Raw genomic sequence first — 20224 nt, 5'->3', positions numbered from 1 at the left:
GTCTCCGGTGGGAGACAAGGCCCGTCACTCGTGCGCGTTGTGTCGCGCGGTGCGCGCCCTCGCCCGATAGGCGTAGGGCGGCCGTTCGGGGGAGGGTGAACCCGCCGGGCGGCCCCGGTCAGCCCACCGGCGCCGGCTGGGCGGCCTGGGCGGTGTGGTGGGCGGGCGCCTCGCGGCCGCAGGCGTAGGCGAGCGGGCTGATCAGCTCGGCGGCGTCGGGCAGCCAGCGGTTGAGCGCGGAGGGGGAGCGGGCCCACTGGGCGTAGCCGGTGGAGCCGATCCGGGACGGCGGGGCGACCGTCCAGTCCCCCTCGCCGCGGGCGACCAGGTCCAGCCGCCCGGGCGGCCAGCCGAGCTTGCGCAGCATCTCCGGGAGCTTGGCCGCGACCCCGGGCAGCACCAGGAAGTGCAGCCGCCGGCCGACCCGCCCCGGCGCGGCGGGCAGCACCGCCACCGGGCCGAGCTGGAGGTCCATCCGCTCCATCCGGGCCAGCGCCAGGCAGCCGGCCGTCTCCGGCACGTCCAGGACGTCGAAGGACCGGCCGGTGGGCAGCAGGATCGAGGCCTGCGGGCGTTCGGTCCACCAGCGCCGCACCGCGCCCGGCCCGGCGCTCGCCTTGCGGGCCCAGTCCGCGTCGAGCGGGTGGGCGCCCGGGAGCGCGCAGCGCGGGTCGCCGCAGGAGCAGTGCGCGGGCCCGTCGCCGTCGACCAGCCAGGCGCCCGGGGCCACCTCCCAGTGGCGGTTCTCGGCGTAGCCGACGGCTTCGATGAGCAGCGGGGGCAGACCGGCGTTCTTGTCCTGGCCGGAGGCGTCGGGGATGTCTTCCACGCGCTGCTCAACTACCGTGCGTGAGGCGGGTTACGGCCCGACGGTGCCCGGTTGGGCGCATCCCGGCAATGTCACCCGTTCCGGTTACTCATCCGTGTTGGTGCGGTCGGGAGCGGGCGCAGCGGGGGCGCACGGGAGCATTTCCCAGGGCGCAGGGGGGGTGCGGATCGTCACCGTGGGTATCCCGCTGGCGTCGCTGATCGCTAACCTGGTGTCAGATTCCTTGGACGGTCGGACAGTCGGCAACAGATCAGCAGAATCGTCGCCCGCCGGCCGGGACCGGAGGGTGTGGGGAGGCGAAGCCCAATGGCCGCGAGACCACTCGTCGCACGACAGCCCAACGAGCGTCTGCAGCAACTGATCCAGGAGGCCAGCTGCTCCAACGCCGGCCTGGCCCGGAGGGTCAACCTCTGCGGCGCCGAGCACGGTCTGGACCTTCGGTACGACAAGACCTCCGTCGCCCGCTGGCTGCGCGGGCAGCAGCCGCGCGGGCAGGCGCCGGCCGTGATCGCCGAGGCCCTGGGGCGCAAGCTCGGCCGCAGCGTGTCGGTCGAGGAGATCGGCATGGCGGACGGCAAGAACCTCAGCTCCGGCATCGGGCTGCAGTTCGCGCCCACCATCAACGCGGCCCTGGAGCAGGTCTGCGAGCTGTGGCGCAGCGACGTCGGCAGGCGGGACTTCCTGACCGGGGCGACGGTCGCCGCCTCCGCGCTGGTGGAGCCCAGCCGGGACTGGCTGATCACCCCGCCGGACCCGGTGGTGGCGCGCGCCGGCGGCCCGCGGGTCGGTCCGACCGACGTGGCCGCGATCAAGGCGACCACCGTGATGCTGGTCGACCTGGACCACCGCTTCGGCAGCGGCCACGTCCGCCCGGTCGTCGTGCACTACCTCAACTCGGTGGTCTCCGGCCTGCTCGGCGGAGCGTACCGGGAGGAGACCGGGCGCCAACTCTTCGCCGCGGTGGCCCGGTTGACCGAACTGGCCGGCTACATGGCGGTGGACACCGGCCAGCCCGGGCTCGCCCAGCGCTACTACATCCAGGCGCTGCGGCTCGCCCAGGCGGCCGACGACCGCGGCTACGGCGGCTACGTGCTGGCCGCCTCGATGAGCCATCTGGCGGCCACCCTGGGCAACCCGAGGGAGATCGCCCAACTCGCCCGCGCCGCCCAGGAGGGCGCCCGCTCCGTGGCCACCCCGACGGCGATGGCGATGTTCTACGCCGCCGAGGCCCGCGGCCACGCCCTGCTCGGCGACGCCCGCTCCTGCGAGGCGGTGTCGGCCAAGGCACTGGAGATGATGGAGAAACGCCGCCCGGAGGACGACCCGGACTGGATCGCCCACTTCGACGACGCCTACCTCGCCGACGAACTGGCCCACTGCCACCGGGACCTGGAACAGGCCGGCCAGGCCGAGCACTACGCCCGCCGGGCCCTCGACCTGCACCCGCCGACCCGGGTACGGCGCCGCGCGGTCGACCTCGTGCTGCTGGCCACCGCGCAGTTGCAGCAGCGGGACCTGGAACGGGCCTGCGAGACGGGCACCCAGGCCGTCCGGCTGCTGAGCGGGCTGCGCTCCAACCGGGGCGTGGAGTACCTGGACGAGTTCCGGCGCCGGCTGGAGCCCTACCGGGAGCAGCGGGTGGTCCGCGAGTTCCACGCGCGGGCGGACGCGGAGGCGGCCTGACCGCGGGAGCGGCCTGACCCGGAGCGGCCTGACCGGGAGCGGCCCGTGATCGTCCGGACAGGGAGCGTGACGGATGTCCCGCCCACGTGGTCACCCGGTGAGGCGAACCGGTAGCGTGGGCGCGACGTCCAAGGAACTGTGATGCTCCCAAGAACCGACGAGATGTGGTCCGCCGTCAGCGCGCGGTCCTGCACAGGTGAGGAATCGCGTTGAGTCAGCGCCGCTCGTACCCCAACTCGGGTGACTTCAACCTGGACGACCTGTTCCGCCCCGAGCCCGGTCAGCCGCAGGGCCAGCCGGGCCAGCCGCAGTTCCCGGGCCAGCCGCCGTACCAGGGGCAGCCGGGCCAGCCGGGCCAGCCGCAGGGCCACTCGGCCGTGCCGCCGGTGGGGCAGCCGTCCGGTCAGCCGGAGTACCTCGGGGAGGGCGGGCACGCGCTGCCGACCCAGGCGATGCCCGCGCAGCCGATGCCGGGCCAGCCGATGCCCGCGCACAGTGCCCCGTGGGGCGGGCCGCAGCAGGGGTACGGCGGCCCGCAGGCGGAGCAGCCCGCTCCGGAGACCCAGCACCTGCCGCCCTACCCGGTCGCCGACCCGCAGTCCGGCGGCTACCCGCAGCAGCAGGTCGCGCCCGGGTACCAGGCGTACCCGCCGGCCGCGCAGCCCCAGCCGGCCTACCCGGTGCAGGACTACGGCCAGGGCTACGCCCCGGACCACGGGCAGGGCTTCGACGCGACCCAGGCCGGTGGCTCCGCCCGGCGCGGCCGCCCCTCCAGCAAGCTGATCATCGGCGGGGTGGTGGCGGGCTGTGCGGCGGCCGGCATCCTGGTCGCCGTCCTGATGAGCGGCGGGGGCACCCCCAAGGACGACAAGAAGACCACCCCGGTGGCCGCCACCGGCAGCAGCTCCGTCCCCGGCGCGGGGGGCACCAGCGGCTCCGGCGCCGCCGTCGACCCGGAGGTCAAGGCGCAGGCGCAGCCGCTGTCGGACCTGCTGGGCACCGCGAGCGACAGCCGCAATTCGGTGGTCTCCGCGGTCGCCTCGGTGCAGAAGTGCGACAAGCTCCCCGACTCCCAGCAGGCCCTCACGGCCGCGGCCGGCAAGCGGCGCGAGCTGCAGACCAAGCTCGGCCAGCTGAAGACCGACAAGCTGCCGGGCGGCCAGCAGCTGGTCGAGCAGCTGAACGCGGCCTGGACGGCCTCGGCCCAGGCCGACGACGAGTACGCGGCCTGGGCGCAGGACGCGCAGGGCTCCTGCGACCCGAAGAAGCAGGACAACCAGCACTACAAGAACGCGGTCCAGGCCAGCGGCACCGCGACCACCGCGAAGAAGCAGGCCTCCACGCTGTGGAACGCGATCGCCGTCCAGACCGGCCTGCCCAGCCGCAGCGACGGCGACCTGTAGCGGTGGGGCGGCGCCGAGGCGGCGCCACCCCACCGCGTCACGCCGGCGGGCGGCCCCCGGTGAGCACCCAGCGGACGTCCACGAAGCCCGGCTGCTGCAGGGTCATCCGCCCGTTCTTGACCACCTGGTAGGTGACCCAGGTGTTCACCAGCCGCGGTGAGGCGGTGCTGGGCAACATGTTGGTGGCGCCCCAGTTCAGCGGCGGGGTGAGGCCGACGTCGATGCCCTCGCCGCTGTCCAGCAGCCCGGCGATCGACTTCGCGGTGACCGGCTTGCCGGCCTCCGACAGCTTCTGCGTCACCATCTTGAACACCTCGTACGCGACCCAGGTGGTCTGCACCCCGGGGTCGGAGACGTCGATGGTGCTCCCGCCGGTGGTGTCGGCGCGGACCACCCCGCGCAGCCCGTCCCAGATCTTCGCCGACTCCGGCGGGTACCAGCTGGTGACGTAGGCGCCGTTGAGCGGGCCGGAGTCGCCGCCGGTGGAGTCGACCACCGACTGCTGCACGCTGCCGATCACCGAGGCGATCCGGGTGTTCTTCGGGGTCAGCCGCCGGTAGGAGTCCAGCAGGTTGCCGGTGGGCTCGGCGGCCAGCGCGCTGGTGACGCAGTTGCCCGGCTCGTCCTTGCCGATCGCCTTGCGGGCCACCGGGGCGTAGTCGGAGGACTGCTCGGGCGCCTTGACGTCCTGCAGCCTGATCCCGGCGGGGCGCAGCGCGGTGCCCAGGTAGCCGATCAGGTTGTCGCCGGCCGGGGTGTCCGGGCGGACCAGCGACACGGTCTTGCAGCCGGCGTCCACCAGCTGCCGTCCGTTGCCCGCGATCAGGGCGGGCAGGCCGCCGTCCACCGGGTAGGACAGCGGGCTGGAGAACTCGGGCTGGGAGAGGCCGTAGCCGCCGATCAGCGGGATCCCGGCGCGTTCCAGGACGGGCATGAAGGCCTCGCCCCACTGGCTGTAGGAGCCGATCACGGCGGCGGCCCCGGCGTCCACGGCCTGCTGGGCGCAGGCGCGGGCGCCGTCGGCGGAGTTGTGCTCGTTGCAGGTGATCACCCGCAGCCGGCGGCCGTTCAGTCCGCCCTTGATGTTGACGTCCTGGCCGATGGCGGAGGCGAGCGCGGTCATGCCCGGCCGGTCGGCGGAGCCGGTGCCGGACGGCGCCCAGGTCATCACGGTCAGGTCGTTTCCGCCGGAGGCGTCGGCAGCTCCGCCGCACGCGGACGCCGAGAAGAGGGTGGGGAGCAGCGCCGCGGCGGTGACGGCGGCGGCGACGGGGCGTCGGCGGCGGCGCCGCGCGACGGGGGGACGGCCCTGGAACGAGTCCCTTCGGCTGGTCATCGGTCTTCCCTCTCTGGGGCGCACTCCGGCGCACCGGAACCAGCCAAGCCCCGGCGCCACAAGCCGAGAGGGCAGAAATGCGAACGGTCGGCAAACGGCAGCTGAAATCCGGCGGGGGACGCGTGTAGATCGCGAGTGGAGTACGAACAGAAGGGGAACGTACGATCGTTCACCATGTCCGTCAGCACAGATTCTTCGCACCGGTCCGCCCGAAACCCTTCTCGTCCGGGCCACCGCTCCAGCACGATGGGCGGCATGCCGCTCAACGACCTGCCCTGGTGGCGCTGGCGAGCCCGACTGCGCTCGGCGCTGCACATGCTGTCCGACCCCGCCTTCCAGCAGGAGGCCTGGCTGACCGGCCGGGAGGGGTACGGGGACGTGACCGACGCCGTCTACCGGCTGGTCGAGGACACCTGGCTGGACCGCTGGTCGGCCGAGAAGTACGTGGGCACGATCCTCCGGGACTCCGCCGAGGCCGCGCTGGTCGACGTCGCGGTGCTGCGGGCCGTGCAGATGCTGCACGAGGTGGGCGCGGACGCCCCGGCCTCCGCCTACCTCGGCCACCCCGGCTGGCCGGAGACCGTCCGGGCCGCCCGCGAGGCGCACGTCGCGCTGGCCACGGGCGACGGGGACGACCCGGACGCGGCCCCCAAGTCGCTGGACGTGCTGCGCATCCTCACCCAGGTCTGACCCACGCGGGTCCGGACGGTGCCGTCCCGCAGTACGGGCAGCGGGGCGGCGGATGTCCAGGATGTGACACGCTGGACCGTCCACGCACGTCACGAGCTCAGAACGGGATACCCCCAGTGGAACAGCAGTCGGCCGGCGCCCAGTACGTCCTCACGCTGTCCTGCCCCGACAAGCAGGGCATCGTCCACGCGGTCTCCAGCTACCTCTTCATGACCGGCTGCAACATCATCGACAGCCAGCAGTTCGGGGACGGCGACAGCGGACTCTTCTTCATGCGGGTGCACTTCTCCGCCCCCGAGCCGGTCACCGCCGACAAGCTGCGGGCCAGCTTCGCCGCGATCGGCGCCTCCTTCGCGATGGACTGGCAGATCCACCCGACCGAGCAGCGGATGCGGATCATCCTCATGGTCAGCAAGTTCGGGCACTGCCTGAACGACCTGCTCTACCGCACCCGGATCGGCGCCCTGCCGGTGGAGATCGCCGCGGTGGTCTCCAACCACACCGACCTGCAGGACCTGACCGAGAGCTACGGGATCCCCTTCCACCACATCCCGGTCACCAGGGACACCAAGGCGGAGGCCGAGCAGCAGCTGCTGGACCTGGTCGCCAAGGAGCAGGTCGAACTGGTCGTGCTGGCCCGCTACATGCAGGTCCTCTCCGACCAGCTGTGCACCGAGCTGTCCGGCCGGGTGATCAACATCCACCACTCCTTCCTGCCGAGCTTCAAGGGCGCCAAGCCGTACCACCAGGCGCACGCCCGGGGTGTGAAGCTGATCGGGGCCACCGCGCACTACGTCACCGCCGACCTGGACGAGGGCCCGATCATCGAGCAGGAGGTGGCCCGGGTCACCCACGACGTCAGCCCCGACCAGCTGGTCGCGCTCGGCCGGGACGTCGAGTGCCAGGCGCTGGCCCGCGCGGTGAAGTGGCACAGCGAGCACCGGGTGCTGCTCGACGGCACCCGTACGGTCGTCTTCGCCTGAGCGGGGCGAGCGGGCGCTGACAGCCGCTGCCGGCCTTACGGCCGCGACAGCAGCGGGAGCGCGTGCAGCACCTCGCGGATCGCGGCCCGGTCACCGTGCTCGCCGACCGGCAGCCGGTCCGGGTCGCGGTGCGCGGCGGCCAACTGGCAGAGCTCCAGGCCGTCCACCGCCATCGAGGCCACCGGCTCCCCGCCGGGCGGGCCCGACTCCGGGCCCACTGTGCCGACCGTGCCGCCCGGGCCGGCCGTGACGTCCCCGCCGTCCAGCGGGACCAGCCACTCGCCGCCGCCCGGGCCGTCGACCACCAGCCGCAGCCGCCGGGCGGTCGGACCGTTCCCGGCCGGTGCCCCCACCGGTTGGGGCTGCGCCGCGCGCAGGCCGGCCAGCGCCCGGGGCAGCAGCCGGACCACCAGCTCCACCATCTGCCGCAGGTGTTGCGGCGCCGGCGGGTCGTACGGGTAGGCGACCGCCCGGGCCACGTCCTCGCCGTGCACGTAGCACTCGAAGGCGCGGTCCACGAAGGCGTCGCGCAACGGCAGCACGGTGAAGCCGTAGTCGACCGGGGTGTTGCCCTGCGGGGCGAGCGCGGCGCTGCGCACCAGGTCGTGGCTCTGCTGCCGCCACCGGGCGCGCACCGACTGCGGCGGCAGGGCGCTCTGCCCGGCGATCATCCGGGCGGTGCGGGCGGAGATCGCGGCGTACGGGCCGCCCTGCGGCGGGACGCGCGGCGTCGGCCACGGCCACGGACCGGCCGGATCCTGCGGCGGCACCCGGCGTTCGGCCGGCACGGCGGATGCGCCCGGAGTGCGCGAGGCGACCGGTGTGCCCGGTGCACCCGGAGCGGCCGGCACCGGGTCGGGCAGACCGAGGGCGAGCGCCAGGAAGCCGTCCACGGCGGTCAGGTGGCCGAGCACCTCGGCCGGGCGCAGCCGGCCGGAGCCGCCGTGCCACGGCAGTTCGGCCACCTCCTGCCACTCCTCCGGGCCGAGGTCGCGCAGCAGCGCGTCGAGCTTGGCGGTCTCCGCCGTGTACGGCATGCCCCAGGCGGGGACGGGCAGTTCCGCCGGGCGGCGGGCCAGGCACCAGTCGAGCACCTGCTGGCGCAGCGAGCCGGGCTGGTCCAGCGGTTCGTCCAGGGAGAGCCAGCCGGCCGCCTCGTGCAGCCGGGCCGCCTCCTCGGCGCACTCCGGGCAGCCGCGCATGTGCAGCTCCAACTCGGCGGCCTCGCGGGTCGGGCAGGCGCCGAGGGCCCAGGCGCCGAGCAGTGAGCGCAAGGCGTCGTGCTGCTCCTCCGTGCTGCTCACGTCTCCCCGTCCCCGGCCTCGTCACCCGTTGGTTCGTCGAGCGGCCCGTCGAGCGGCCCGTTGACCGGCTGCTGGACCGGTTCGTCGGCCAACTCGGTGGCCAGCAGGGCCAGGCCGAGCCGCATCCGCTGCTTGGCGGCCTGCTCGCTGATGCCGAGCAGCCGGGCCGTCTCCCGGTAGGTGCGGCCGTCGTAGTACGTCACCGCGATGGTCTCACGCAGGGATCGGGGCAGGGAGTCGACCACGTACTGCATCCGCGCGGCGGTGGCCACGGCGCGGATCTCCGCCTCGGCGCCCAGGAGGTCGTCGCCCGGCGGTCGTTCGGCGGCACGCCGCGCCCGCAGCCGCTCGACGGCGCGGCGGTGGGTGAGCGTGCCCAGCCAGGAACGCAGCGTGCCGCGGGCGGGGTCGAAGTCCTCGGGGTGCTCCCAGGCGTGGGCGAAGATCTCCCGGGTGAGCTGCGCGGCGGCGGCCTGGTCGGCGAGTATCCGCCCGGCCAGGCCGTGCACCATCGGTGCGAGCTGGTCGTAGAGTTCGCCGAGCGCGGTCTCCTCGCCGCGGGCGAGGCGGCGCTGCAGCTGCTCGTCCCAGCGCGGGGTCCGCTCCGGGGTGGCCATCGGGAACCACCCTCCTGCCCGGGTTCGCTGGCTTACCCAACGGTATCTTGCGGTCGGCGCGCGGCGGAGGGATTCGGGCAAGAACGGAATCCTTCCCCACGGATCCGCCGGTGCGGCAACGGGCCGTCAGGCAGCCGCTGTTCGAGCGCCGCTGGACATATGTCGCACGGGTGGTTCGTGAGTGGCGGACGGGGCTCCCGGGGTGTCCGGCGGTAGGTTCCCGACTGCGGAACCGCGGCGGGCCGCGGCGGGTCGTCGCCGGTCGCCCCAGGCCGGCCGGGTCGTCCCGGGTCGTTCCGGGTCGTTCCGGGTCGTTCCGGGTCGGACGAGCGCCGGTGCGAGGCTCGCGAGAGTGAGCGGGACAGTATGCACTGCGCTGTCCCCCGATCGCCGGAATATGCCCGAAGCGCTTGCTGCGGTCCGCCGGCCCGCCCATCCTGAGGCGTATTCGTGTCGCGGCCGGTGCGCGACCGACGAGTCGGCGCGGACGAGTGGGCGCGGACGAGTGGGCGCGGGTGGACGGACCGGGCGGACGCCCGGGTGCGGCTCGGGTGGCGCCGGGCGGAGTGCGAGGGCCCGCCGGCCGGTCGATCCGGCACGATCGGGACTTAGGCCGAACTGCGAGTGCAGGTGGTGGAGCGGTGCAGGTTCTTCAGGTACAGCTGGCGGTGCAGGCGGACCCCGCCGAGGTCGGCCGGGCCCGTCGGTGGGTGCGCTCGCGGCTGTTGAACCACGGGGTGGACCCGGATGCGCCGATGGCCGAGACGGTGGTGCTGGTGGTGTCGGAGCTGGTGACCAACGCCGTGGTGCACACCGGCTGTCCGGCCGTGCTGCGGCTCTGCCTGCCGATGGCCGAGGACGCGCCGCAGGGCTGCCCGGCCGTCCCGCTGCGGGTGGAGGTCGCCGACGCGAGCGAGACGGCCCCGGCCCCGCGGCACGCCGGGGCGGACCAGGAGGCGACCAACGGGCGCGGCCTGGAGCTGGTCGAACTGCTCTGCGAGCGCTGGGGCTGGTACCCGGACGGCTCGGGCAAGCGGGTCTGGTGCGAGATCGGCGCGGACGCCCGGCCGGCCGACCCGCTGGCAGACGTGGACTGGGCGGCTTTGGCGCAATAGCGGCTTCCGCGGCGGCCGGTGGCCCCTGGCGATCACCGGCCGAAAGGTGACGCAACCATTCCGAATTTCGGACTACCCATTGACGTGACGTATCCGACTGATCACGCTTGGGTGCGGCTCTCCGTCGCGAGGGGACGCCGAGGGGACGTCCGTCCACCGCCGCGGTGCCGCTGTCCAGGGGGATCGTGTCAGCGAAGGGGCCGCGGACGGTCGGTCGCGGACCGCTCCTCGGCGAGTGCGGAGGCCGCGGCGCGGGGTCAGGGCCCGCGCGTCGCGGTTGGATGGCGGCCTGCCGTGCCGTGCTCGGGGTGCACACGGTGTGCCGCCATCCACTGCGCCGCCCGGCGCGCCGCCGGGCCACGGCGATATCCGGCCACCGGTGGCCGGCGTTTCGTCGTTCGGCGCCGCTGAGCAGATACGGACCTACTGCGGGACGGTGCGGAAGGTGCGCCGGTAGGCGCTCGGCGCCACGTCGAGCCGGCCGCGCAGCTGCAGCCGCAGTGAGGCGGCGGTGCCGAAGCCGGACTCCCGGGCGACCTGGTCGATCGTCAGATCGGTCCGTTCCAGCAGCTGGCGGGCCCGTTCGGTGCGCTGGGTGGTGATCCACTGGCCCGGGCTGGCGCCGGTCTCCTCGCGGAAGCGCCGGGTGAAGGTCCGTACGCTCATGCCGGCCCGGTCGGCGAGCCGGCGCAGCGCGAGCGGCTGGTCCAGGTGCTCCACCGCCCAGGCGCGCACCGCGGCGGTGCCGGTGCCTTCGGCGTCCACCGGGCTCGGGGCCTCCACGTACTGCTTCTGGCCGCCCTCGCGCCACGGCGGCACCAGGCAGTTGCGGGCCACCGCGTTGGCCACCGCGCTGCCGTGGTCGCGCCGCACCACGTGCAGGCAGAGGTCCACCCCGGCGGCCACCCCGCCGGAGGTGAGGATGTCGCCGTCGTCGGTGTAGAGCACGTCGGGGTCGAGCAGCACCCGGGGGAACAGCCGGGCGAAGCGCTCGGTGTAGCGCCAGTGGGTGGTGGCCGGGCGGCCGTCCAGCAGGCCGGCGGCGGCCAGGATGAAGGAGCCGGTGCAGATCGACAGCAGCCGGGTGCCGGGCCGGATCCGGGCCAGCGCGGCGGCCAGCTCCGGGGTGAAGCAGGCGTCGGCGACGGCCGGGCCGGAGTCGGCGGAGGCCGGGATCACCACCGTGTCGGCCCGTTCCAGCAGTTCGGGCCCGTGGTCGACCATGACCCTGAAGTCGGCGCTGGTGGCGACCGGTTGGCCGTCCAGGGTGCAGGTGGCCACCTCGTAGAGGGGTTGCCCGGCCGGGCCCTTGGCGCCGCCGAAGATGCGGGCGGGGATGCCGAGTTCGAAGGCGATCACGCCGTCCAGGGCGAGTACCGCGACCAGGTGTGCCATGGGCTCCCCTCGGGTGTCGGTGGGTCCGGGCCAGCGTACGCCCGGTTGTGGCCCGAATCTTGCGAAAGCTGTCATTCAGGCCACTCGTCGGGGCCCCGGCCACCCGGAACACTCGTTCGCGTGACCGAACGCAGCGCCCTCACCCCCACGCCCGTCCCCGATCCGACCGGCCCCGACCAGAACGGCTCCGACTCGAACGGCTCGGCCCCGACCGACTCCGAGCGGCCCGCCGCGGCCGGGCGTGCCCGGGTGCACTACGCCTGGGTGGTGGCCGGGGTCTCCCTGCTCGTCCTGCTCGGCTCGGCCGGCTTCCGCTCCACGCCGAGCCTGATGATGGACGCCCTGCACAACGAGTTCGGCTGGTCGCTCGGGACGATCTCCAGCGCCACCTCCGTCAACCTGACCCTCTACGGCCTCACCGCCCCCTTCGCCGCCGCCCTGATGGACAGGTTCGGGGTGCGCCTGGTGGTGGTCTGCGCGCTGCTGACCATCTCGGTCGGCTCCGGGCTCACCATGCTGATGCGCGAGCCCTGGCAACTGGTGCTCTGCTGGGGCGTGTTGGTCGGCCTCGGCAGCGGCTCGATGGCCGGCGCGTTCGCCACCACCATCACCGGGCGCTGGTTCCGGGCCCGCCAGGGCCTGGTCACCGGGGTGCTCACCGCCGCCGGCGCGGCGGGCAACCTGGTCTTCCTCCCGGTCGGCGCCTGGCTGGTGGAGCAGCACGGCTGGCGCTCGGCCGTGGTCGTGGTCTCGCTCGCCGCCAGCGCCGTCGCCGTCCCCGTCCTGCTGCTGATGCGCGAGCGGCCCGCCGACATCGGCCTGCTCCCGTACGGTGCGACCGAGGAGCCTCCCGCCCCCGCTGCCGACGGCCGCGCCCTGGCCCGCTCGCTGCGGGTGCTGCGCGACGCCGCCCGCAGCCGGGCGTTCTGGCTGCTGGCAGGCTCCTTCGCGATCTGCGGCGCCACCACCGCCGGCCTCGTCGGCACCCACTTCATCCCGGCCGCGCACGACCACGGCATGCCGGTCACCACCGCCGCGAGCCTGCTCGCCCTGATCGGCGTCTTCGACGTGCTCGGCACCATCTTCAGCGGTTGGCTCACCGACCGGGTCGACTCCCGGCTGCTGCTGACCGTCTACTACGGACTGCGCGGCCTGTCCCTGCTCCTGCTGCCGCAGCTGCTGGCCGGCTCGCTGCAGCCGCCGATCCTCGCCTTCGTGATCTTCTACGGCCTGGACTGGGTGGCCACCGTGCCGCCGACCGTCGCGCTGTGCCGCCGGCACTTCGGCGAGGACGCCCCGATCGTCTTCGGCTGGGTGCTGGCCAGCCACCAGATCGGCGCGGCCGTCGTCGCCGGGCTGGCGGGCCTGGCCCGCGACGCGCTCGGGAACTACGACCTGACCTGGTACGGCGCCGGCGCGCTCTGCGTGGTCGCGGTCGGGCTCTGCCTGGCGCTGCGCAGCGACCGGCCGGGTGGCGCCGGTACCGCGGTGAAGGCTGTCGGTGCGGAGGCCTAGGCTCCACCCCATGGTGCTCACCTTCACCCTGGACCCGAAGCTCGACCCCGACCTGCGGACGGAGATCGTCCGGCTCTGGGCTGACGTCACCAACGCCGGCGGAGCGGTCGGCTTCGTGGCGCCGGTGACCGAGGACGAGGTGTGGGACACCGCCGACCGTCAGTTCGCCGGGGTCGGGCCGGACGGCCCGAACCGGCTGCTGACCGCCCACGACGACACCGGCCGGCTGGTCGGCGTGCTGTTCTTCGAGTCCATGCGGTTCGAACCCATGGAGCACTGGCGGATGCTCAAGCGGGTCATGGTGCATCCGGACTTCCAGGGCCTCGGCCACGGCGCCCGGCTGCTCGCCGAGGCCGAGCGGGTGGCCCGGGAGTGGGGGCTGGAGGCGCTGCGGCTCACCGCGCGCGGCGGCCTGGGGCTGGAGCACTTCTACGCCCGCAGCGGCTACCGCGAGGTCGGCCGGGTGCCGGCCGCGATACGGGTCGCCCCCGGGGACGACCGCGACGACATCACCATGTGGCTCGACCTGCGCTGACCCCGGACGGGGCGGACGGGTGACCGCGCGGGAGCGGCCGGGGCGGGCGACCCGTCCCCCTTGCCCGACTTCGGGCAGGAGGGGGGACGGTCCGCGCCGCCCGTCAGGCATGCTTGACTGGAGCACCCACCCCCGCGCCAGGACCCGCCCCGCGCAACGAGAAGGATGTGTTCCAGTGAGCAGCAACGGCCCGGATAAGTCGCACGCCACGCTCCGCTACACCTCCCTGCGGGTCAGCATCTTCCTCGGCTGCCTGCTGGTGGCCCTGCTGCTCGGGCACTTCCAGGTCATCCCGGTCAGCGGCGAGGCCGGCGTGATCTTCCTCTTCCTGCTGGCCGCGGTCGCCTCCGCGCCGATCAGCTACGCCCTGCTGGGCAGGCAGCGCGACGAGATGTCGGCCCAGATCAGCGGCAAGGTCTCCGGGCTGCGCAGCCGTACCGCCGAGCGGATCGCCGCGCAGAACGCCGAGGAGGACGCCGCCGACGACGCCGCCCGCGCGGCGGCCGCCGGGCAGAACTGATCCCGGCCCCACCCCCCGCCCGCCGAGTCCCCGCCGCAGCCGCCGTGCCCGCCACCCGAGACTCCGTGCCGCCGCCCGAGGCGCCTCGTGAGCAGACGCCCGAGCTGTTGCCCGAGCCGCCGCCCGCCGAGAGTGCGCTCGGCACCTGGCCGGCCCCCGTGCGCCGGCCCACCGGGCGGGACGTGGCCCGGCTCGCCGGGGTCTCCCAGGCCACCGTCTCCCTGGTCTTCTCCGGTGCCGAGGCCGGCCGCCGGGTCTCCGAGGCCACCCGCCAGCGGGTCCGGGAGGCCGCCCGCAGCCTGGGATACCGCCCGCAGGCGGCCGGCCGACAGCTGCGGCTCGGCCGCAGCGGGATGATCCTGCTCGCCGTGCCCAATCTCCAGGGCCCGTTCTTCGGCCGGGTGCTGGAGGGCGTCCACGAGGAGGCCGGCCGGCACGGCCTGGCGGTCGTGGTCAGCTCCGGCTGGGGCAGCGCCACCCTCGCCGAGGCCGCCACCGCCGGCCGCTTCGACGGCCTGCTGATCTGCTCCCCGGACGACAGCCAGCTCGGCGAACTGCCCGCCGACACCCCCGCGGTCTTCCTCGACGCCGACCCGGGCACCGACCGCACCCGCCCGACCGTGGAGCTCGACGTGGCCGGCGGGATGCGCGCCGCCGTCGAGCACCTGGCCGCCCTCGGCCACCGCCGGATCGGGCGGCTGCGCTCCAGCCACGCCGCGTACACGTTCCGGGTGCGGCAGGCCGCCTTCGAGCGGGTCGTCCGGGAACTCGGCCTGGAAGTCGTGGAGTTGGGCGTGAGCCTGAACGACGGTCACCGGGCCGCACGAGCCGTCGCGGACCGGCTGCTGTCCCGGGCGGACCGGCCGCGTGCGGTGATCTGCGACGACGACGTGGTCGCCTCCGGGGTCTACCAGGCGGCCGCCGAGCGGGGGTTGCGGGTGCCGGAGGACCTGTCCGTGGTCGGCATGGACAACGTGGCGGTGGCCGCGCTGCTCGCTCCGCCGCTGACCACCGTCGACCTGCCGGGCGAGGAGCTGGGCCGGGCGGGCGCGGCCGCGCTGGCGGGCCTGCTGCGCGGGGAGCGGGTGGAGCCGGTGGCGCCGCTGGCCACTTCGCTGGTGCTGCGCTCCTCCACCGCGTCGGCGTAGCGCGTTCGGCGCCGCCAGGACCACCATCGCCGGAGTACGCGGTGCGCTTCGACCTGCCCACGATTCCGGCGGGGGCGTGCTGCCGGCCGCGCTCGGCATCGCCGTCCTCGGCTGCGGCGTGCTGTTGACCGTGATCGCCTGGGGCTGCCGGGGCCGCCACAGCTGATCACCCGTAGGAAGGAATGACTGCGCCCGCCGACCAGACCCCCGGCGGGCGCAGTCGTCTGTGGGGCCGGGCTCAGCCCACCGGGACGGGCTGGGCCAGGCGGGGCGCGACGGGCGCCGCGCGGAACCAGCGCCGGGCGCCGAAGAGCAGCAGCCCGCCGAGCGCGATCCCGCCGGCCGCGCACAGCGCGACCGCGCGCAGCGAGCCCTCGGCGAGGTTGCCGGAGACGGCGTAGCCGAGCGAGTTGCCGGTGGCGAACAGGGTCACCAGCCAGGCGAATGCCTCGGTGACCGTCCCGATCGGCGCCAGTTCGGCGACCAGCACGAAGGCCGCCGCCAGCAGCGGAGCCAGCATGACGCCGGACAGGAAGGCCAGTGCGGCCATCGGGTACGGCCCGGGCAGGGTGACCAGCGGCAGGTAGGAGGCGGCCATCGCAAGCGCCATCACCCAGGTGCGGGTGGCGGTGGTCTGCCGCCACTTGACCGCCCCGTAGGCGAGTGCGCCGAGCAGGCCGCCGAGCGCCGCCAGCGCCAGCAGGGTGCCCGCGCCGCCCGGGAGCGCACCGGTGTGGTGCTCCGCGTAGGCGATGAACAGCACGTTCTGCGCGCCGACCGCCCAGCCGGCCCCGGCCAGCCCGACCAGCAGCAGCACCAGGCCGGGGGAGCGCAGCGGCCCGAGCAGTCCGGCGGACTCCGCGCGGACCGGGGCGCGCCAGGCCTGGGCCGGTGCGGCGGTGGCCACGATCAGTGCCCCGGCCAGGCCGAGTCCGGCGGCCACCCAGAGCGCGGCGACCGGGCTGAAGAGGCCGGCGATCCCGGCGACGGCCAGCGGCCCGGCGACGTAGAGGATCTGCTGGGAGGCGGAGTCGAAGGCGTACGCGGTGTCGAGCTGCTCCTCCTCGACGACGTCCGGCCAGAGCGAGCGCAGGCAGGGCTCCAGGGGCGGCATCGCCAGGCCGGCGATCGCGGCGCCGACCGGGGCGGCGAGCGGGGAGCCGGGGGCGAGGGCGAGCAGCGCGTACCCGCCGCCGGCCACCACGGCCGAGGCGAGCAGGACGCGGGGCTGCCCGGTGCGGTCCACGATCCGCCCGAGCACCGGGCCGCCGACGGCCGCCGAGATCGCGTACGCGGCGGTGGCCAGCCCGATCCGTCCGTACGGCGTGCCGGCCTCGCGCAGGGCGAGGGCGATCACCAGGGCGGTCATGCCGGCGGGCAGGCGGCCGAGCAGGGTGCCGAGGAGCAGGCGGGTGACGTGCGGGGCGCGGAGCAGGGCGAGGTAGCCCATCGGCGTCTTCTCCGGTCTGGGCAGGCGGGGGCGGGGACGTCGTCAAAGTTATACGTATAACTGCTCGCCGGTCAATCGGACCGGTCGGTGCGAACTGATGGGGCGTCAGCCTGGTTCGTGTCCGGATCTCGCCTTGACCTCAAACAAGTACTTTGAACATCTCAAACCTTTACTGCTAACGTGTCGGCCATGACCACCTCAGACGCACTGCGGATGCACGGCCCGGGCCAGCTGCCCGGCGCCGCCCGCCCCTGCGCTCTGACCGGTGCTGTGGACAGCCCGCGCCGTTGTCGCGCCCTGCGCTGTACTGCCCCGAGCTGTATTGCGGCGGCACGCCCCTGACCGGGGGCCGACCTCTCCTGTCCGGCCCGCGCGCCGTGCCGCCTTCTCCGCCCCGCTCGCCCCACCGTCAGCAACGCCCTCCCCGGGAGCCGCACCCCCATGTCCACAGCGCCCGAGGCGACCTCGTCGCCCTCCGTGCTCGCCCGTATCCGCAAGACGCCGTTCTGGGTGCAGATCGTCGCCGGCCTCGTGCTCGGCGTCGGCCTCGGCTACCTGGCCCGGACCGCCGACATCTCCTGGCTGGCCACCACCCTGGAGACCATCGGCAAGATCTTCGTCCAGCTGCTGAAGCTGGCCGTCCCGCCGCTGGTGTTCACCGCGATCGTGGTGAGCGTCGCCAACCTGCGCAACGTCACCAACGCGGCCCGCCTGGCCACCCGGACGCTGCTCTGGTTCATGATCACCTCGCTGATCGCGGTCGCCATCGGCCTGGGCCTGGGCCTGCTGACCAATCCCGGCCAGGGCACCAACCTCAAGACCGACGGCCTCAAGGCGCTCGACTCCAAGGGCACCTGGATCGACTTCCTGACCGGGATCTTCCCGACCAACATCGTCGACGCCTTCGCCAAGGTGAACGTGCTGCAGATCGTCTTCATGGCGGTCGTGGTCGGCGCGGCCATCATCAAGCTCGGCGCCAAGGCCGAGCCGGTCCTCAAGCTCAGCGAGTCCGTGCTGGAGCTGACCCAGACCGCGCTGTGGTGGGTCATCCGGCTCTCCCCGCTCGGCACCCTCGGCCTGATCGGCAAGTCCGTCGCCAAGTACGGCTGGGACCTGCTCAAGCCCTTCGCCACGCTGACCCTCGACATCTACGTCGGCTGCGCGCTGGTCCTCTTCGTCGTCTACTCGCTGCTGCTGCGCTTCGCCGCCGGCCTCAACCCGCTGCACTTCTTCAAGGGCGCCTGGCCCGCGATCCAGCTGGCCTTCGTCTCGCGCTCCTCGGTCGGCACCCTGCCGGTCACCCGCCGTGTCACCGAGAAGCTCGGCGTCCCCAGCGAGTACGCGTCCTTCTCGGTGCCCTTCGGCGCCACCACCAAGATGGACGGCTGCGCCGCGATCTACCCGGCGATCGCCGCGATCTTCGTCGCCCAGGTCTACAACATCGAGCTCGGCATCAAGGACTACATCCTGATCGCCTTCGTCTCGGTGGTCGGCTCGGCCGCCACCGCGGGCCTCACCGGTGCGATCGTCATGCTGACGCTGACCCTGTCCACCCTTGGCCTGCCGCTGGAGGGCGTCGGCCTGCTGCTCGCCATCGACCCGATCCTGGACATGATGCGCACCGCGACCAACGTCGCCGGGCAGGTGCTGGTGCCGGTCGTGGTCGCCGCGCGGGAGAGGATCCTCGACCGCGCCGCGTACGACAACCCCTCGGGCGACCTGTACGACGCGGACGTCCCGTCGGCTGCCGTCCGGGAGCCGGCCGCGGCCTGATCGCCGCCCGAGGACGACGGAAGGGCCCTTCCCCGGCACCGGGGAAGGGCCCTTCCGTGTTCTCCGTCCGAATCTGCGCCGGGCTCGGGGCAGGGCTCGGCCGGGAGGAGAAAAGGCAGGGGGCCCACCACACGGGCGGGCCCCCTTGGGTACTGCTCTTGTGCTCATGGTGACGGCTGTCGGGAGCCGCCGGTGGACCCGTCGGGGTCCCGAGCGATCAGATCATCAGAGGATGGTCAGACAGCGGTGACGTTCTCCGCCTGCGGGCCCTTCGGGCCCTGGGTGACGTCGAAGGTGACCGTCTGGTTCTCCTCCAGCGAACGGAAACCGTTCGCATTGATGGCGGAGTAGTGAACGAAGACGTCCGGGCCGCCGCCCTCCTGGGCGATGAAGCCGAAGCCCTTCTCAGCGTTGAACCACTTGACGGTTCCCGTGGCCATGCCGTTCTCCTTGCGATGCGTGTCGGGGACCACACCGTGTGGCTCCCAGTCCGCTGCGCTGATCGCCCTGCCTCCGGACGAGTCCGAAGTTTTTCGATATTGCTGAAAAACTACAAAAAGCCTGCGGTTACATGCTCCGCAGGCTTCAAGTACTGCAAGGGGAATCAAACTGCAACTGAGGGCAACGCTAGCATGCGGCAGCTGTGACGACCAGAGGTCACTTGCGGCTCCCAAGGCGCGTGTCGTAAGCGCGGGAGCGGGCGTGGAAAGGCGTGTTGGGGGCGCGTGAGGGCGTGTCGGGTGGCCGGTGCGAGCCGTCGTGACCAGCGGGCATACCCTGCGGAGGAAGCGCACGAACAGCAAGGGAGCGGCGCAGTGGCAGCACCGGACGCACAAACACCGGACGCGCGAACGCGGGAGCCCCGGAACGCCCCGGCCGCAGAGAACCCGCCGGTCAGGCCGAGGGTCGGCCATATTCAGTTCCTGAACTGCGTCCCCCTCTACTGGGGACTCGCCAGGACCGGCAATCTGCTCGATCTGGACCTCACCAAGGACACCCCCGAGAAGCTGAGCGACCAGCTCGTCGGCGGCGCCCTGGACATCGGCCCGATCACCTGCGTGGAGTACCTGCGCAACGCCGACGACCTGCTGGTCCTGCCCGACATCGCGGTCGGCAGCGACGGCCCGGTGATGTCCTGCCTGATCGTGAGCAAGGTGCCGCTCGCCGACCTCGACGGCCGCCGGGTCGCCCTCGGCTCCACCAGCCGCACCTCGGTCCGGCTCGCCCGGCTGCTCCTGGAGGAGCGCGAGGGCGTGCACCCGGAGTACTTCAGCTGCCCGCCGGACCTCAGCGCGATGCTCGCCGAGGCCGACGCCGCCGTGCTGATCGGCGACCCCGCGCTGCGCGCCTACCTCGGACAGGCCGCCGAACTCGGGCTGACCGTCCACGACCTCGGCGAGATGTGGAAGGAGTGGACCGGCCTGCCGTTCGTCTTCGCGGTCTGGGCGGTGCGCCGCGAGTTCGCCGAGCGCTGCCCCGAGCTGACCGCGGCCGTGCACCGGGCCTTCCTGGAGTCCCGCGACCTGTCGCTGGTGGAGGCCGCCAAGGTCGCCGAGCAGGCCGCCCGCTGGGAGGCCTTCGGCGCGGACGTGCTGGAGCGGTACTTCAGCGAGGCGCTCGACTTCTCGCTCGGCGAGCGGCAGTTGGCCGGCGTCGCCGAGTTCGCCCGGCGGGTCGCGCACGACAGCGGCTTCGCGTCGGACGTGGCGGTGCGGCTGCTGGAGCCGGCGGAGCTGCCGTTGCTTCCGGCGGACTCGCCGCTGGTGTCGGCGGAGTCGACGCTCGACTGAGCGGGGCGGGGACCGGGGCGGGGCGGACCGGGGCGGGGCGGGGCGGGGCGGTCGCGGTCGCGGCCGGGGCCGGAGCCGTGGGCAGCGGTGGCCGGGTGCGGTGGGACGCGGCCTGCCGCGGGCGGCGGAATGTGCTGG

General features: G+C 73.8%; 18 protein-coding genes. 11 read left to right on the top strand and 7 right to left on the bottom strand.

The annotated features are described in order from the left end of the window. Nucleotides 1-118: 118 nt before the first annotated feature. On the bottom strand, nt 119-829 hold the full coding sequence (locus tag CRP52_RS13385; RefSeq protein ID WP_097236610.1) for a bifunctional DNA primase/polymerase: 711 nt from the start codon (nt 827-829) through the stop codon (nt 119-121). A 306-nt stretch (nt 830-1135) separates the two neighbouring features. Between CRP52_RS13385 and CRP52_RS13380 the strand changes: the two genes are divergently transcribed. After that, the gene (locus CRP52_RS13380) at nt 1136-2512 is read left to right on the top strand and encodes a transcriptional regulator (protein WP_097236609.1); all 1377 of its coding nucleotides are present in this window, start codon (nt 1136-1138) and stop codon (nt 2510-2512) included. A 209-nt stretch (nt 2513-2721) separates the two neighbouring features. Then, nucleotides 2722-3915 carry a hypothetical protein gene (locus CRP52_RS13375; RefSeq protein ID WP_097236608.1) on the top strand — a complete coding sequence of 398 codons (1194 nt, stop codon included), beginning with the start codon at nt 2722-2724 and terminating at the stop codon, nt 3913-3915. 37 nt (nt 3916-3952) lie between these two features. Here CRP52_RS13375 and CRP52_RS13370 read toward each other — a convergent pair whose 3' ends face one another. Continuing rightward, the gene (locus tag CRP52_RS13370) at nt 3953-5251 is read right to left on the bottom strand and encodes an ABC transporter substrate-binding protein (protein ID WP_097236607.1); all 1299 of its coding nucleotides are present in this window, start codon (nt 5249-5251) and stop codon (nt 3953-3955) included. A 255-nt stretch (nt 5252-5506) separates the two neighbouring features. Between CRP52_RS13370 and CRP52_RS13365 the strand changes: the two genes are divergently transcribed. Together CRP52_RS13365 and purU are read left to right on the top strand one after the other, a co-directional pair. Continuing rightward, a complete protein-coding gene (locus CRP52_RS13365; protein WP_257032456.1) occupies nt 5507-5941 on the top strand; it encodes an SCO4402 family protein in 435 nt (144 codons plus the stop codon). Between the two features lie 116 nt (nt 5942-6057). Next, entirely contained in the window at nt 6058-6924 is an 867-nt protein-coding gene (purU, locus tag CRP52_RS13360) for a formyltetrahydrofolate deformylase (protein WP_257032455.1), read from the top strand. A gap of 35 nt (nt 6925-6959) precedes the next feature. On the opposite strand, the gene CRP52_RS40480 is transcribed toward purU, so the two are convergent. Next, nucleotides 6960-8228, bottom strand: coding sequence for a zf-HC2 domain-containing protein (locus CRP52_RS40480; RefSeq protein ID WP_097236605.1), 1269 nt, complete (start codon nt 8226-8228; stop codon nt 6960-6962). Beyond that, nucleotides 8225-8845 carry a sigma-70 family RNA polymerase sigma factor gene (locus CRP52_RS13350; RefSeq protein ID WP_097236604.1) on the bottom strand — a complete coding sequence of 207 codons (621 nt, stop codon included), beginning with the start codon at nt 8843-8845 and terminating at the stop codon, nt 8225-8227. Before CRP52_RS13350 ends, CRP52_RS40480 begins: the two co-directional genes overlap by 4 nt. Nucleotides 8846-9486: 641 nt before the next feature. Between CRP52_RS13350 and CRP52_RS13345 the strand changes: the two genes are divergently transcribed. Then, nucleotides 9487-9960, top strand: a complete 474-nt coding sequence (locus CRP52_RS13345; RefSeq protein WP_097236603.1) for an ATP-binding protein — start codon at nt 9487-9489, stop codon at nt 9958-9960. A gap of 423 nt (nt 9961-10383) precedes the next feature. Here CRP52_RS13345 and CRP52_RS13340 read toward each other — a convergent pair whose 3' ends face one another. Next, nucleotides 10384-11355 carry a GlxA family transcriptional regulator gene (locus tag CRP52_RS13340; RefSeq protein WP_097236602.1) on the bottom strand — a complete coding sequence of 324 codons (972 nt, stop codon included), beginning with the start codon at nt 11353-11355 and terminating at the stop codon, nt 10384-10386. A 120-nt stretch (nt 11356-11475) separates the two neighbouring features. Here CRP52_RS13340 and CRP52_RS13335 point away from each other — a divergent pair, with 120 nt between their 5' ends. From CRP52_RS13335 to CRP52_RS13320, 4 genes are all read left to right on the top strand, one after another. Further along, nucleotides 11476-12870 carry an MFS transporter gene (locus CRP52_RS13335; protein WP_097236601.1) on the top strand — a complete coding sequence of 465 codons (1395 nt, stop codon included), beginning with the start codon at nt 11476-11478 and terminating at the stop codon, nt 12868-12870. 10 nt (nt 12871-12880) lie between these two features. Continuing rightward, nucleotides 12881-13405 (top strand): GNAT family N-acetyltransferase, encoded by a 525-nt coding sequence (locus tag CRP52_RS13330; protein ID WP_097236600.1) that lies wholly within the window; start codon nt 12881-12883, stop codon nt 13403-13405. A 175-nt stretch (nt 13406-13580) separates the two neighbouring features. Next, on the top strand, nt 13581-13925 hold the full coding sequence (locus CRP52_RS13325) for a DUF4229 domain-containing protein (protein WP_257032454.1): 345 nt from the start codon (nt 13581-13583) through the stop codon (nt 13923-13925). A 44-nt stretch (nt 13926-13969) separates the two neighbouring features. Next, nucleotides 13970-15073 (top strand): LacI family DNA-binding transcriptional regulator, encoded by a 1104-nt coding sequence (locus CRP52_RS13320; RefSeq protein WP_097236598.1) that lies wholly within the window; start codon nt 13970-13972, stop codon nt 15071-15073. A 238-nt stretch (nt 15074-15311) separates the two neighbouring features. Here CRP52_RS13320 and CRP52_RS13315 read toward each other — a convergent pair whose 3' ends face one another. Beyond that, a complete protein-coding gene (locus tag CRP52_RS13315; protein ID WP_097236597.1) occupies nt 15312-16523 on the bottom strand; it encodes an MFS transporter in 1212 nt (403 codons plus the stop codon). Nucleotides 16524-16964: 441 nt separating this feature from the next. On the opposite strand from CRP52_RS13315, the gene CRP52_RS13310 reads away from it, so the two are divergent. Then, entirely contained in the window at nt 16965-18296 is a 1332-nt protein-coding gene (locus tag CRP52_RS13310) for a dicarboxylate/amino acid:cation symporter (RefSeq protein WP_097236596.1), read from the top strand. A 236-nt stretch (nt 18297-18532) separates the two neighbouring features. On the opposite strand, the gene CRP52_RS13305 is transcribed toward CRP52_RS13310, so the two are convergent. Then, nucleotides 18533-18736, bottom strand: coding sequence for a cold-shock protein (locus CRP52_RS13305; protein ID WP_097236595.1), 204 nt, complete (start codon nt 18734-18736; stop codon nt 18533-18535). Between the two features lie 375 nt (nt 18737-19111). On the opposite strand from CRP52_RS13305, the gene CRP52_RS13300 reads away from it, so the two are divergent. After that, nucleotides 19112-20086 (top strand): menaquinone biosynthetic enzyme MqnA/MqnD family protein, encoded by a 975-nt coding sequence (locus CRP52_RS13300; RefSeq protein WP_097236594.1) that lies wholly within the window; start codon nt 19112-19114, stop codon nt 20084-20086. The last annotated feature ends 138 nt before the right edge of the window (nt 20087-20224 follow it).

The organism is Streptomyces sp. 1331.2, assembly GCF_900199205.1.
GTDB lineage: Bacteria > Actinomycetota > Actinomycetes > Streptomycetales > Streptomycetaceae > Kitasatospora.
Note: the sequence above shows the minus strand (reverse complement) of the source record. Positions and strands in the feature narration are given on the sequence as shown.